General features: G+C 61.3%; 10 protein-coding genes and 1 pseudogene. 8 read left to right on the plus strand and 3 right to left on the minus strand.

The window, feature by feature from the left end:
- Positions 1-206 (plus strand): annotated as a pseudogene (locus C7477_RS15445) (IS110 family transposase); the annotation flags it as partial.
- A 199-nt stretch (positions 207-405) separates the two neighbouring features.
- On the opposite strand, the gene C7477_RS15450 reads toward C7477_RS15445, so the two are convergent.
- The 3 genes from C7477_RS15450 to C7477_RS15460 form a co-directional block, all read right to left on the minus strand.
- Entirely contained in the window at positions 406-1,590 is a 1,185-nt protein-coding gene (locus C7477_RS15450; protein ID WP_110753775.1) for an OmpP1/FadL family transporter, read from the minus strand.
- Between the two features lie 174 nt (positions 1,591-1,764).
- Positions 1,765-3,168, minus strand: a complete 1,404-nt coding sequence (locus C7477_RS15455) for a coniferyl aldehyde dehydrogenase (protein WP_245411860.1) — start codon at positions 3,166-3,168, stop codon at positions 1,765-1,767.
- Positions 3,169-3,171: 3 nt separating this feature from the next.
- Positions 3,172-4,317: an MFS transporter gene (locus C7477_RS15460; RefSeq protein WP_110753779.1), complete on the minus strand. Its 1,146-nt coding sequence runs from the start codon at positions 4,315-4,317 to the stop codon at positions 3,172-3,174.
- Between the two features lie 232 nt (positions 4,318-4,549).
- Here C7477_RS15460 and C7477_RS15465 point away from each other — a divergent pair, with 232 nt between their 5' ends.
- From C7477_RS15465 to C7477_RS15495, 7 genes are all read left to right on the plus strand, one after another.
- Complete coding sequence (locus C7477_RS15465) at positions 4,550-5,578, plus strand: AraC family transcriptional regulator (protein ID WP_110753781.1); 1,029 nt, start codon at positions 4,550-4,552, stop codon at positions 5,576-5,578.
- A gap of 68 nt (positions 5,579-5,646) precedes the next feature.
- Positions 5,647-7,245, plus strand: coding sequence for a xylulokinase (locus C7477_RS15470; RefSeq protein WP_110753783.1), 1,599 nt, complete (start codon positions 5,647-5,649; stop codon positions 7,243-7,245).
- Positions 7,238-8,044: a class II aldolase/adducin family protein gene (locus C7477_RS15475; RefSeq protein ID WP_110753785.1), complete on the plus strand. Its 807-nt coding sequence runs from the start codon at positions 7,238-7,240 to the stop codon at positions 8,042-8,044. The genes C7477_RS15470 and C7477_RS15475 overlap by 8 nt, the downstream gene beginning before the upstream one ends.
- Before the next feature lie 17 nt (positions 8,045-8,061).
- Positions 8,062-9,522, plus strand: coding sequence for an aspartate aminotransferase family protein (locus C7477_RS15480; RefSeq protein ID WP_110753861.1), 1,461 nt, complete (start codon positions 8,062-8,064; stop codon positions 9,520-9,522).
- A complete protein-coding gene (locus C7477_RS15485) occupies positions 9,522-10,175 on the plus strand; it encodes a hypothetical protein (RefSeq protein WP_110753787.1) in 654 nt (217 codons plus the stop codon). The genes C7477_RS15480 and C7477_RS15485 overlap by 1 nt, the downstream gene beginning before the upstream one ends.
- Before the next feature lie 128 nt (positions 10,176-10,303).
- Complete coding sequence (locus tag C7477_RS15490; protein WP_110753789.1) at positions 10,304-11,443, plus strand: metallophosphoesterase family protein; 1,140 nt, start codon at positions 10,304-10,306, stop codon at positions 11,441-11,443.
- A complete protein-coding gene (locus C7477_RS15495) occupies positions 11,440-14,058 on the plus strand; it encodes an AAA family ATPase (protein ID WP_110753791.1) in 2,619 nt (872 codons plus the stop codon). Before C7477_RS15490 ends, C7477_RS15495 begins: the two co-directional genes overlap by 4 nt.
- The last annotated feature ends 88 nt before the right edge of the window (positions 14,059-14,146 follow it).

A 14,146-nucleotide genomic window follows, 5' to 3' on the forward strand; every position in this document is an offset into this window, starting at 1 on the left:
GCGGGCGCCGTCACATCAGGCCGATGCTCTTCATCGCAGCCCTGACCGCCATCCGCGGCAAAAATGATCTGGCCGCGGCATACAAGGCATTCCTCAAAGCCGGGAAGCCAAAGCGCCTCGCTCTTGCAGCCATCATGCGAAAGATCATCATCCGCGCAAACGCCCGCATCCGTGACCAAATCGCTCCCAAACCGCAACTGACTTGATGACGGCAACATGGCTTTTGACACCAGCCCAAACATTTCCGCCTGCAAGACGATGAAGTTTCAGGCGAAGAACCCTCTCTTCCGTCATTCCTGTGCTTGTCACAGGAATCCATGCCTCAACCTATCCATTCACGACAACGGCGCAAAAGGACACCAAGCGATTCCACCAAAAGAGGAAGCTTTCTAGGGCGCGCGATAATCAAAACGAATACGAATAGCTCACGCCCACGGCGGTCGCCCAATCGTCATCGGCGGTTGCGTTGAATGTGGCGCCTTTGGTCTCGCTTTGCGAGCCTTCGGTCAGGTAGGAAAAGGAGACGCCCAGGCCGAATGTGCCGATTTCGGTCTTGTATTCGCTACCCAATCCAACGGTCCAGGTGTCGGTGGCGATGTCGGCTCCGCTTCCCACGCCCTGATCCCAGGTCAGGTTTACGGTTCCCGAAAGTTTCTGGGTAAATTCGTGGCCCACGCCAACCTGGATTGTGTAGCCGTCCTTGTAGTTGAAAGTCTTGATGCTTTGGGCGAGATTCTCGACGTCGTACCGGAAATAAGGCAGGGCGCTCCAGTCCGTCCAGGTCACCGAGCCATAGGCCAGCCAGCCGGGTGCGATACCGGTCTGGGCGGAGAGTTTGACCGATTGCGGCAGGGTTCCGCCGCCGACCGATGGGAGATTGCCGATTATCCCATAGCTGGCCGCGAGCTCCGAAGGCGTGAAGGTGCCCTCCGCATCGTGTTTCACCTGCGAGCGGTACATGAGCTGGAAACGCATGGCGTATTCCGGGATGTCGTAGGCAGCGCCGATCCGGTAGCCGAACCCGCCGTCATCCTCCAGATGAATAGAACCGAACCAGGTATCTTCGTCATATTCGAAAGTCTCGTAGAACAGGCCGCCGATCAGGTGAAGGCCGCCGCGACCGGCATCGAAGCGGACAGCGCAGGTGGCGCCATATTCGTCGGTCGAGAAGCTCAGCTTACTAGTCGGGTTGACGAGCGGCAGACCTTGGCCGGTGGCCGTTTCGGCTTCGGCATACTGCGCTTGTTCGCCATAGGTGGCATCGACGCCGAACGGTTGCGTATAGGTCAGCGCGCAAGTGACGGGCGATGACCCAAGCTTTGCCTTGAGCGCGACGCCCGGCACCCAGAACGTATCCGAATAGGCGCTATCGGAGCTTGAGCGTCCGTTCAGCGTGGAATAGGTGCGGCGGGGCGAGACATATGCGCCGCCGGAACGGATCGCGTAGTTTCCTTCCATGAAGAGGATGTCGGTGTCGGCTTCGCCTCGGGTGAACCCTCCCGCAAGCGCGGTCGAGGATGCGAGCGATAACGCGCCAGCCAACACTGCAAGCGCAAACCGCGCCTTTCCGGCCTCAATATTCGTGTTCATTTTGTCCCCTCGTTTTTTATGTAGTGTAAAGCTTCCGGCAGTTTCGACGGCGCTCTTCAGAAACTCCTATTCTTCCCACTTGCGACGATAGATTTGACCTTGCTTTCAGCAAGGGAAAATGGGGTCACATTGGTGTCATATGCGGCCAAGCTTTGCAGGCGAACAGGCGCTGCCTCACCCCCGCATCATGAAACGCGCCAGCAGCGCGGCGATGCGTCCATAGGGCGGCATGGCGAGGCGGGCGGGATTGAAGATGCGCACCTTGGCAATGCCGCGCGCGTGGGAAAACCGCTTGAACCCTTCATGGCCGTGATAGGCGCCGATGCCGCTTGGGCCTATGCCGCCGAAGGGGAGATCGTTCTGTGCGATATGGAGAAGCGTGCCGTTGACGGTCACGTTGCCGGAAATCGTGTTGCGGAGGGCTTTTTCCTCAATGGCTTTGTCACAGGTGAAAAGATAGAGCGCCAGCGGGCGCGGCCGTTCGCGGATGAATTTGAGCGCTGCGTCGAAATCATCATAGGGAATGAGTGGCAGGACCGGCCCGAAGATTTCCTCTTCCATCAACAGGCAATCGGCTGGCGGGTCGATAACCAGCGTAGGCGGAATGTGGACGCCCTTGGCGGGCAGCGCGATGCCGGCGCTCATGAGTTTGACGCCGCGCGCCCGGCATTCCCCGATCCCGCGCATGAGCCGGTCATGGGCGCGCTCCCCGACAAGGCTTGTGTAGTGCGTCTCGCCGGACTGCCGCGGATAAAAGGTTTCGGCTGTTGCGATGAAGGCGGCGGCGAATGTTTCGAGCTTGCTTCTCTCGATCAGCACATAGTCGGGCGCGATACAGGTCTGGCCGGCATTCATCAGCTTGCCGAACGCGATGTCCCGCGCGGCTTGTGCCACTGGATAATCCGGCGCGATGATGGCCGGTGATTTGCCGCCAAGCTCCAGCGTCAGCGGCGTGAGGTTTTCCGCCGCCGCCGCCATGACCTTGCGCGCGACGGCGGTCGAGCCGGTGAAGATCAGATGATCGAAAGGCAGGGCGGAAAAGGCCTCTGCGGTCTCCACTCCGCCCTCGGTGACGGCAACTTCTTCCGGCTTGAAATAGGTGCCGGCAAGCCGGGCGAGAAGCGCCGAGGTCACGGGGAGCAGTTCCGAGGGCTTGATCATCGCCCGGTTTCCCGCAGCCAGAATGTCGATGAGCGGCCCAAGCGCCAATAGAAGCGGATAGTTCCACGGCACCATGATGCCGATCACGCCGAGTGGCTGATATTGAACCCAGTTTGAAAATTGGAGAAACTCCAGCGACCGGCTCCGGCGCTCAGGCTTCATCCAGCGGCGCAGACGCGCTCGCGTATGGCGGAGCGCGCCCATGAGCGGCGCGATTTCGAGCTGTATCGTTTCATGGTGCGATCTATGCCCGAAATCGCGCGAAACCGCCTCGCAAAGGGCGGCCTGGTTTTCCTTCAGCAATCTGCCGATGCGGTTCAGCCGGTCGCGGCGCACTTCCAGCGATGGATGCATTTCCTCATCGAATGCTTCGCGCTGTCGTTTCAGCATGAACCTAAGGGGGTCGATATCTGACAAAGGTCACTCCGCTGTTTTGACAGCCTCTATCGCGGGAAGGATGCGGTGCAGATGGCCGAAGATCATCACACCGCAGATCGCCGCGATGGCGAGCGGCAGGAGGCAACCCCACGCGAAGGCGCTGGCGCCCGCCGCCGCGAAGACTGGTCCGGCGAGCGCCGTCCCGACCGTGGCGCCCACGATGGCGACGACCAGCGTGCGAGACATCAGTGACCCGTCCGGGTCGTTCTCGGTCAAAATGCCGGTGACGAACGGCGTCACGGCATAGAAGCCCATGTTCACGAAAACCTGCGCCGCGACGAAGACCGGCGGCGTCAACCGGTTGAACAGGAAATAGATCGAGGCGGCCATGATCAGGAAGCCCGCAAGGACGGCGGGCAGCCGCTTGGCCTTGTCACGCGTGAAGGAAGGTATGACCGCGCCCGCGAAACCCGCCAATGACGAGACGGCGAGGTAGAAGCCGACCTCACCGTTGCTCAAGCCCACTCGCTCGCCGACATAGCCGCAGACCGCCCATTGCGCCGCCTGCACCGCGTAAACAAGAAAGACGACGACCATCGCCAGCAGCATCTTGCTGCGATCGAGTCTGGAATGATGAGTGGCCACGGTCAGGGAAGGCGAGCGCCGGGTGACGAAGAGCAGAAGCGGGGCCATGACGGCGGCAAACGCGGCCAGCATGAGGAAGACAGGCGCGTCCGCTTCCGGCTGAGGCATCAGCGACACCACGAAAAGCAGGACCCCCATCGCGGAGCCGCCGACGAGGCAGAGCGCGCCCCAAAGCCGCTCGGCATTCGCGCGTGAAGCGAGACTCATCGCAACAAGGCTGAACACCGCGCCTTCGCCAAGGCCGGTGGCAAAGCGGGCGCCGGCGAGGAGCAAGGGGGCGTGAAGCGTGAAACTCACGGCTTCGCCGGCCACGACCGCGACGAGGCCGCCGATGGCGACCGCCTTCCAGGATTTCAGCGCCAGTTTCGGCAGAAACAGCCCATAAAGCGCGATGCCGGCCAGCTCCGCGCTGGCGACCAGCGTCGCCATTCCCTCATCATAGCCTGCAAGCTTGCTTATCGACAGCACGACGACGGGCATGACCATCGTGCCGTTCAGCGCCACCGCATAGGCGGCGCTCAAGCCGAGTATCCACAAAAGCATCGCCGTTCCCTTATTCTTATCTCGAAGAATAGAAGGCAGGCCTTTTCCGGCCAAGGGAGTTTGGGGCCTCTGTGGTGTCCTATCCGGCCAATTCGTGGCGTAATGCTGCATTTGATGGTTGCCAGGCAGGTGTGTTTGTATTCTCATTCAGACCATAGGCAGCCGCATTGTCTGGCTGCGGGACGAAGGGGAAAATCGTCTTGGGGAAGGATATGAATCTTGGGGGGAGAATATGAATATAGTCGATGCGCGCTACGTCACCGCCAATATTCCGGTATTTCTTATTCGCAGCCTCATCGCGACGCTTGGTGAGATCGGTCTGGATGCCTCGCGGCTGACCGCCGGTCTCGGCATGGAAAAGGAAGATCTCGCCGATCCCGCCTGTCAGGTCTCCTTTCGCCAAGGCCGCGAAGCAATTCTTCGCGGCCTGAAAATGGCGAAGGGCAGGGCGCTGGGGCTGGAGACCGGAATGCGCGAAAAGATAACATCCGTCGGTCTGGTCGGCTATGCGATGCTGACGGCGGGTACGGTCGGTGATGCGGTCAAGCTAGGCCTCGATCTTCAGAAGGATACGGGCAGCATGCTCGAATTCGACACGAGGATCGGCGCGGAAGAAATCGCTGTCACCGCGGCGAGCCGGTTCCACGATTCCGAGATCCACGTGTTTCTGGTGGAGGAAGCATTCGCGAGCTTCATGGGGATAGCCACTAGCCTTGCCTGCGATGGTTTCAAGCCGTTGCGGATCGATCTAGCCTATCCGGCGCCCGCGCATGCGGAGGCTTACCAAAGGGTCTTCGGCTGTCCGGTGCGGTTCGGCCAGATGGAGAGCGTCTTCGTTTTTGATCCCGCCTGGTACAAGCGTCCGCTGGCGACCGCTGATCCCTTCACCCATCGCCAACTGATAGAGTTCCTGGCCTATAACCGGGCCCGCCGCCGCGAGGCCGCGGAAATCATCGAGTCCGTCGAAAGGGTGCTCCGTCAGAAGCTCGACAGCCGCAATCATATTTCCAAGGTGGCGCGTGCGCTCGGTATGAGTGAGCGGACACTCCGCCGCAGGCTGGCGGAAAGCGGGGTGTCCTTCCAGTCGATCCTAGACGGCCTCAGGAAAAACCGCGCGCTCGAGCTTCTGTCCAATCAGAACATGCCGGTCGACCAAATCGCATTCGCCGTCGGCTTTTCGGACCCCCATAATTTCCGCCGCGCCTTCCGCCGGTGGACAGGCGCGACGCCCGGCGCGCTGCGGGCTCACTTATCCCTTTGACCGGATAAGACCCCTAAAAGGGCAGCTTTGCGCTACGCAGAAGATGCGGGGCTCACTATCGTCGGCACATGACCAAAGCCGACCAATATATCCTGGCGATCGATCTTGGCACCAGCGGCTGCAAGGTCGGGCTGGTTTCGATCACCGGCAAGGTGGTTGCCTGGGGGTTCCGGCCGGTTCCCTTGATCGTGGTGGATGAAATCGGCGCTGAGCAAGACCCGGCGCAATGGTGGGATGCATTCATCGAGGCGGCGCGGGATGTGCTCGCTCAGAATGCCGTCCCGCGCGAAAACATCGTCGCGGTCTGCTCGTCGGCCCAGGGTGAAGGAACGATCGCCGTCGACCGCGATGGCAAGGCGTTGATGAACGCGATCATCTGGCTCGACATGCGCGGGGCGCGCTACTTGAAAAAGGAAATGCGCGGCCTGCTGAACGTCGCGGGTTACGATCCGATCAAGCTGCAAAAATGGCTGAGGCTGTGCGGCGGCGCGCCGGCCTTGTCCGGCAAAGACCCTGCCGGCCATATGCTGCTGATCCGCGACGCCTTTCCTGATATCTACGAGAAGACCTATAAATTCCTCAATGTCCTGGATTTTCTCAACTTGCGGCTTACCGGCCGCTTCTGCGCCACGCAGGATTCGATCCTGACCTCCTGGGTTACCGACAACCGTGACGTCGACAATATCCGCTATGACGACGGGCTGATTGGCTTAGGCGGCATCGACAAGGCAAAATTTCCGGAGCTGGCGCGCTGTACGGATATCGTGGGAACCCTGCTTCCTTCCGTCGCCGAATCCTTAGGCCTTTCGCCGAAGACGCCCGTTGTGGCCGGCGCCATCGATAATTCGGCGGCGGCTATTGGCGCCGGTACGCTTGGGGACTATGACACCCATCTCTACATGGGGTCGTCCTCCTGGATCGCCGCGCATGTACCCTTCAAGAAGACGCACGTTCTAAATCAGATCACATCCGTTCCTTGCCCGGTTCCGTCGAAATATCTGATGATGGCGATGCAATCGAGCGGAGCCAGCAACATCGCCTTCCTCAAGGATCGCATCGTCTTCCACGATGACGGCCTGACCCGCTCGGAACCGACACCCGACACTTACCGGATACTCGATGAAATCGCGGCGCGCACCGCAGCGGGCGCCGGCGGCATGATGTATCTGCCCTGGCTCTTCGGGGAGCGATGCCCGGTGGACGACCCCACGCTTCGAGCGGGTATTTTCAACATGAGCATAGGGCATAACAGGGAGACACTGGTGCGGGCCGTATTCGAGGGCGTTGCGCTCAACACGCGCTGGATGATGAAACCGGTGAGCAAATTTCTTGGCCGTAAGCCGGACGAGATCACCATGATCGGCGGCGGTGCGATGTCGGGCGCCTGGTGCCAGATATTCGCCGATGTGCTGGGGGTGTGCATCCGCCAGCCGCATGAGCCGATGAAGGCGAATGCGCGCGGCGCCGCTTTTATCGGCGCCGCCGGTCTCGGCCTCATCCGCATCGAGGATGCCGCAAATCTCGTGACGATCGATAAGGTCTACGAGCCGGCGGCAGCCCAGTGCGCGCTTTATGATGAGCGCTTCGCCATTTTCACCGAATTCCACCGGCGGCTCGCGCCGCTTTACAAACGTCTGAATGGTGCGAAGGGCAGCGCGCATGGCTAGGTTCATGATCGAGCGGCAGGAGATTGCCGATACCTGTCGTACTCTCGCGGACAATGGCTATCTCGCCGGAACCGGCGGCAATATCGGCGTTCGCGTCGATGACCGGCTGATGGCCGTGACGCCATCCGCCACGGACTATTCATCCATGCGGGCGGAAGATGTGGTGATCCTCGATATCGAAACCCTCGTTGTGGTGGAAGGCGACAAGGCCCCGACCATCGAGAAGGGCCTGCATGCGCGGATGCTTGGCTTTCATCGTAACCGCAAAGCCAGCGTCCATACGCATCAGCCGATTGCAAGCGCCGTGGCGCTGCTGCATGAGAAGCTGAATTGGCAACTAGACCCATCCGCCGGTTGCCCCTCACCCTTACCCTCTCCCCGTAAGAACGGGGAGAGGGGGACGTCCGCGCTTTCGCCAATTTCTTTGCCAGGAGATGACGAACACGGAAAAGCGGCAACATCGATGCCCCCCTCTCCCCGCGCGCGGGGAGAGGGTAAGGGTGAGGGGCAATCGGGCATCGCGGCGCTCGGCTCCCATGTCGCGCGCGTCCCTTACCGGCCATCCGGCACGGGAATGCTGGTCAAGGCTCTCGCCAACGCGCTGCGGCCGGATGTTTTTGCTTATCTTCTCGCAAGCCACGGCATCATCTGCGCCGGAACCGACCTCAAGACCGCGACCGGGATGATTCGCGAGATCGAAGCCAGCGCCGCCGCTTATCTGCGTGGCCGCATCTTGAAAAACATCAATCTCGACAGCCAATTACAGGCGTTCATCATGGACGCGCTGGAGAAGGCTTAAGACCAATGGAGCCTGAAATGAACATGGCCGCCCGTACGCCGGAACCCGCCTACGCCATCAGCGCCTGGCCTGATAACAAGGACCTGATGGATCGGTTGAACGCGCTGCTCAAGCAGCCTCCGCGCGGCATTTCCAGGGCGAACATGCCTGGTGTGCTCGATTATTTCGACCGGAAATGTCCTACTTCCAAGGAATGGGCCACGCGGGCGGCGGAAGTCATCCCCGGCGGCGTCCAGCATAACCTTGCCTTCAATTATCCTTTCCCGATTGCCGCCGCCAAGGTGGATGGCCCCTATATCTGGGACGTCGACGGCAACCGCTATACCGACTTTCTGCAAGCGGGCGGCCCGACGCTTCTGGGTTCCAACTATCTTCCCGTGCGCGAAAAAGTGCACCGGGTCATCGATGAATGCGGTGCGGTCACCGGCCTCACCCATGAATATGAGTTCAAGCTCGCAGAAATCATCCGCCAATATATGCCAGGCATAGAGATGTTCCGCATGCTGGGGTCCGGCACCGAAGCCTGCATGGGGGCGATCCGTCTTGCCCGCGCCTACACGGGCAAAAAGTGGGTGGTCAAGGTCGGCGGCGATTATCACGGCTGGAGCGACCAGATGGTCTACGGCATGCGCGTGCCGGGCACCGGGCGACGCGAGGCCACGGGTATTCCGAAAGGCGTCACCGCCTATACGCAAGAAGTTTTCCCCAACGAACTTGCCACGCTGCGGCGCAAGCTGATGCTGAACCGCATCCGCGGCGGCACCGCCGCCGTCATAGTCGAACCGCTCGGACCGGAAAGCGGTACGCGGCCCGTCACGCCTGAATATAACCGCGAGGTCCGCAAGCTCTGCGATGAATTCGGTGCGCTGCTGATCTTCGACGAGGTGGTCACCGGTTTCCGCGTGGGCATGGGAGGCGCGCAAGGCTATTTCAACGTGAGCCCCGATATAACCGTATTTGGCAAGTGCCTGACCGGCGGCTATCTGATGGCGGGCGGCATCGGCGGGCGCAAGGAAATCATGATGACGCTGGTGGGCGGCATCGGCACGACCAAGAAGCGCGCCTTCGTCGGCGGCACGCTTTCCGCCAATCCCTTGTCCTGCGTCGCCGGGTATCATGCCATCGAAGAGATGGCGCGCACCAACGCGCCTGTTATCGCAGGGCGCGCAGGCGACAGGCTCGCCAAGGGGCTGAAGGAAATCCTCGACCGGCTGGGCCTGCCCTATGTGGTCTATAACATGGGCTCGATCGTCCATCTGCAGACCTCAGCGGTGCTGCTGATGAGCATGCGCAACCCGATCAAGGTTATGCGCGAGGCCAATGCGCGCAAGCATCTGATGGAGGAAATGGGCGCGGCCTACATGGCCCACGGCATCCTGACGCTGGCCGGTAGCCGCATCTATACGAGCATGGCCGATACGGACGACGTCATCGACGACGCTCTCGACCGTTTCGAAACCGTTTTCCGGCTGGTGTGATGCTGACCAAGGTGGACAACGCCCAAATCGAGACGGCTCTAGGCGAGGCGGCGGCGAGGCTCGCCAGCAAGGGGCTTTTAGTGCCGGGCGATACGCTTTCCCAACGCATCCCCGAACAGGATGCATTTGTCAGTGTCCAGATCAGCGCGACGCGGGATGTCACCCCAGTCTTCGAGTGGGCGCGACTTTCCGCCCCGCGCCAGGGATTGCACCATCGGATATATTCGGCGCGACCCGATGTTGGCGCGATTGCCACCGGCGCGCTTCCGTGGACTTCACGGCTTGCGCGCCTTGATCTGTCCATGCCGGCGGTGTTCGACGAGCAGGTCCGGCATCTGGGTATCGAAGCGAAACGGGTGAACGTGCGGTCGATGGAGAGGCTGATGGAAGCCCTCTCAAATGGCGCTAATGCCTATTGCCTCGATGAGATGGCGCTCTGTTTCGGCATGAACCTCGAACGCCTGCTGATGAATGTGGAAATCCTCGAAAAATGCGCCGAGAGTTTCATTCTCGCGCAAGCCGCCAGGGACAAGGTCAAGCGCATTCCGTGGCTCATCAGGTTTATCGCCAATGGTCGCTTGAAGAAGGACCAAAGGGATGCCGCTGCACGGCATCTTCGCGGCGAGCGGTCGATCATGAAGGCCGGATACTGACTATTGCTGAACGGACTATCGGATACATGGATTGCACCCCTCCGCGAAGATATATTCGCAAAGCGTGACAAGGGGCTTCTTGGCCACGGAAATCTTCGCTAAACAGCTGAGCGGGGAGGCGGATAGGCATGTTCCGTTTTATTCATTCAAGCGATCTGCATCTTGGAAAGCGCTTTGGCAATTTTTCCGGTGATCTACCCAGCCGGTTGCGTGAAGCCCGGCATATGGTCATCGGGCGGCTTGCGAGCCAAGCGCGGGAACAGGGCGCGCTGACCGTCCTGCTCGCGGGCGATACGTTCGATACCGAGACGCCTGCGCCCGATGTCCGCCGGCAGGCGCTCGTGGAGATGGCGCATCATGCGCCAATCCGGTGGGTGATCCTGCCCGGCAATCATGATTCCCTGCAGGCGACCCAGCTCTGGACGATGCTGAAAGCAGACGCGCCGGAGAATGTCATTGTGCTGGACGAGCCCCGGCCGCTCGAACTGGCGGCTGATGTCGTGCTGCTGCCTGCGCCATGCACAACCCGGCGACCCGGCCGCGATCTGACCGAATGGATGGACGGCGAAGCGACGCCTGAAGGAGCCGTCCGCATCGGGCTTGCTCATGGCGCGATCCGGAGTTTTTCCGAGGAAGGAAACGCATCCGAAATCATTGCGCCCGATCGGGCGAGGCGGGCGGGCCTCGACTATCTCGCGCTGGGCGATTGGCATGGCGCGGTCGAAGTCGATCCGCGCACGCGCTACAGCGGAACGCCCGAACCAGACCGGTTCAAGCACGATCGGCCTGGGAGTGCTTTGCTTGTGAACATCCCCGGTCCCTCCGCCCTGCCGGAGGTCACTTCGCTGGAGATGGCCGGCTTCGCCTGGCGAACGCTGGATTTGCATCTGCTCGATAGCGATGATCCCGTACCGGCGCTGGAAGCACTGTTGCCTGGGCCGAGGCAGCGCCGACAGACGCTCGCCCGCGTGGTGGCAACCGGACGCAGCCGATTGCCGTTGCGTACGGCTTTGGCGGGAGCGGTCACAAGAGCCGCGCCGGATTTTGCATTCCTGGAACTCGATGAGACAAATCTGGCGACGGAATGCGAGGGGGAAGACCTCGACATGATCGATCGCGGCGGGGCATTGCGTGAGGCAGCCAACATGCTGCTTGCCGAGGCTGGGGATGAGAGCCGCTCCGCCGTTGACCGTGAAATCGCGCGCGCCGCACTCGCTCGCCTCTATTCTTACGCGCAGGAGTCCCATGGGCAAGAGGGCGCATCATGAAGATCACAGCGCTGCGTCTGTTCAATGTGAAGCGCTTCGCCGGCCGCGGGGTTGCGATCGAAGGGATCGGTGACGGCGTCAACGTGCTTTGCGCCGTCAACGAGTTCGGCAAATCGACCAGCTTCGAGGCGCTCCACGCGCTGTTCTTCCAGCGGCATTCGGGCAAGTCCGGGGCAGTCACCAAGCTACGGCCCTATAGCGGTGGAAGCCCGCTGGTGGAGGCGGATATTGCGACTGTGGAAGGCCGTTTTCGCATCGCCAAACAATATTATAGCGGCGGATGGGCGCGGGTAACCGATATCGCTTCTGGACGGCTTTTGGCTCAGGCGGATGAAGCGGAGAATTTCATTGCCGGTCTGATCAAGGGCGGCACGGCGGGGCCGGCCGGCTTGCTATGGGTCAGGCAAGGCATCACGGGCATCGAAAAGCAGAGCGATTCCGAAGAAAAAGACGAGAAGGTGCGCCGAAGCCTTGTCGAATCCGTCCAGGGTGAGGTGGAGGCCGTCACCGGCGGGCGGCGCATGGCTGATATTATTGATGCCGTGACCGACGAACTTGGAAAACTGATTACAACGAGGGGGCCGAAAATCGGCGGTCGTTACGCCTCCGCAGTCGAGGAGCACGACAGGCTCGTCGCCGAAGAACAGAAGCTTTCCGGCGAAGTTGCCGCCTTGCGCGAGGCGCTGGACAAACGGGCGCTGGCGACGAAGCGGCTCGCCGAACTGGGCAGGGAGGACGACAGACAGGAGCGGCGCAACGCGATCGAGGCGGCGCAGTTGGCGTTTGATGCGGCAAAGGCGCGGAGCGGGATGCTCAAGACCGCGGAAACCGAACTGAAATTCGTTCGAGAACGTCGGGATAGCGTCGGGGGGGACCTTGCGAATTTCCGGGATGCCCTGGAAAAAGCGGAACAGCTGAAGGGGCGGCTTCGCGATGCCGAGCAGCATCGCAACGAAGCCATCGACAAGCGCCGGGTCACCGCGGATGCAATCGAGAAGGCACGGGCGGATGCGGCGGCGGCTGAGACCGAGGAGCAGGAGATGCGTGACCTGTTCACCCGCCTGGACGCAGCGTTGAAGGCAAAGGAAAAAGCGGATCAACTGGCCGACTTGAAGGAACGGCTGAGGGAGGCGGAAGCCACCCGCCGGACGCTCGAAGAGGGCGAAGCGAAGCTCGCGCTCTTGGAGATAAAGCCTGGTGACATTGACGCGCTCCAGGAAATCGAGCTGGAAATCGCGACACTGCGCGCGGTCGAAGCCGCGGCGCGCCCCTCGGTTGCCATTGCCTATGACAACGATGCATCGGTTCGCGTAACAGTGGACGGTACCCCGCTGATGGATGGCGAAGAGCGCGGCTTTGACGGACAGGCGCGGCTTGTCGTGCCGGGTGTCGGCACAATCACGCTGCGGTCAAACCGTGCGGCTCGTAGTGATGGCCGCCTGGAGCAGGGTGAAGAGAAGCGGCGCGGGCTGCTTGACGCGATGGGCGTCGCAGACCTTGCCGCCGCGCGGGAGCGGCAGATGCGCGCGCAGCAGATGGATGGGGATCTTCGTGTATTGCGAGACCGGTTGTCCCTGCTTGCGCCGAAGGGGTTGCCTACGCTGCGGGCGGAGGTCGAAGCGCATAGTGTGACCGGCGCCGAGATTCCCGAAATGAGCGAAGACCCGGCGCAAGTCCGAGCGGCGCATGCTGAGACGGAGGAACGGCGAAAGGCTGCGCGGCTGGCTCTACGTGAAGTGGAGCCCATGCAGAAGGGCGCTGACGAAGCCTTTATTGCAGCTGAAACAGCGTTGGCTTCGCTGAAGGGCGAACAGGCGCAGGTCAATGCAATTCTTGGTCCGCAGGAGGAGCGCGGCGAGCGCGAGCGCGTTTTGGCGAACGCGCTGGAGGATTTGAGCCGTCAACTCGCCGGGGCAGAGGAGGCGGTAGAGACGTTGCGGGCTGCGGCAGTCGATCTGGATTCCGCCGAGGCGCGGTTGAGGCGTGCCCGTTCCGTCGAGGAAACCGTCGAGAAAGAGATCAATAAGCTGCGCGAGGATGTTGCGGGGCTGAACGGGAAAATTGTGGCTCGATCCGATGAGGCGGTGGAAGAGAAATGGCGCGAGGCCGGCGAGGCGCTCGTGACCGCAAAGGCTCGCGTGGCCGCGTTCGAGAAGGAAGTCGCGGTCTCGCAGCGGCTGTTGGCGGCTCTGGAGAGTGCCCGATCCGAGGCTCGCGAGACTTATCTCAAGCCCGTCATGGCTGAGCTTAGGCCGCTTCTCGGGTTGCTGTTCGATGACGTATCCATCACTTTTGACGACAAGACTCTTCTGCCCCACAAGATTTTGCGCAATGGCCAGGAAGAAGATGTCGATCGCCTGAGCGGCGGTATGCGGGAGCAATTGTCGGTGCTGACGCGGCTAGCCTTCGCGCGGCTGCTCGCCCGCGATGGCCGGCCGGCGCCGGTCATTCTCGACGATGCCCTCGTTTATTCGGATGACGACCGCATCGAGAAGATGTTCGATGCGCTCCACCGGCAATCGAAGGATCAACAGATCATCGTCTTCTCCTGCCGCCAGCGCGCGTTCCAGAAGCTCGGCGGCACCGTTCTCCGGATGACGGATTGGCAACCGTAGGAAATCCGATCCGGGCGATGGATTGACACGCCTCGATATCGTCATGCTCGCGCAATGTTTCGTAACAAAACTTCGCGTCGAGCCTGTC

The sequence above is a fragment of the Paramesorhizobium leguminum genome (assembly GCF_003217235.1).
GTDB lineage: Bacteria > Pseudomonadota > Alphaproteobacteria > Rhizobiales > Rhizobiaceae > Paramesorhizobium > Paramesorhizobium leguminum.

What these genes read in the sequence shown, in the direction of transcription:
- C7477_RS15480 (WP_110753861.1), top strand. Translation starts at nt 8,062, where the DNA reads ATGAACATGGCCGCCCGTACGCCGGAACCCGCCTACGCCATCAGCGCC.
- C7477_RS15470 (WP_110753783.1), top strand. Translation starts at nt 5,647, where the DNA reads ATGACCAAAGCCGACCAATATATCCTGGCGATCGATCTTGGCACCAGC.
- C7477_RS15465 (WP_110753781.1), top strand. Translation starts at nt 4,550, where the DNA reads ATGAATATAGTCGATGCGCGCTACGTCACCGCCAATATTCCGGTATTT.
- C7477_RS15460 (WP_110753779.1), bottom strand. Translation starts at nt 4,317, where the DNA reads ATGCTTTTGTGGATACTCGGCTTGAGCGCCGCCTATGCGGTGGCGCTG.
- C7477_RS15495 (WP_110753791.1), top strand. Translation starts at nt 11,440, where the DNA reads ATGAAGATCACAGCGCTGCGTCTGTTCAATGTGAAGCGCTTCGCCGGC.
- C7477_RS15490 (WP_110753789.1), top strand. Translation starts at nt 10,304, where the DNA reads ATGTTCCGTTTTATTCATTCAAGCGATCTGCATCTTGGAAAGCGCTTT.
- C7477_RS15450 (WP_110753775.1), bottom strand. Translation starts at nt 1,590, where the DNA reads ATGAACACGAATATTGAGGCCGGAAAGGCGCGGTTTGCGCTTGCAGTG.
- C7477_RS15475 (WP_110753785.1), top strand. Translation starts at nt 7,238, where the DNA reads ATGGCTAGGTTCATGATCGAGCGGCAGGAGATTGCCGATACCTGTCGT.
- C7477_RS15485 (WP_110753787.1), top strand. Translation starts at nt 9,522, where the DNA reads ATGCTGACCAAGGTGGACAACGCCCAAATCGAGACGGCTCTAGGCGAG.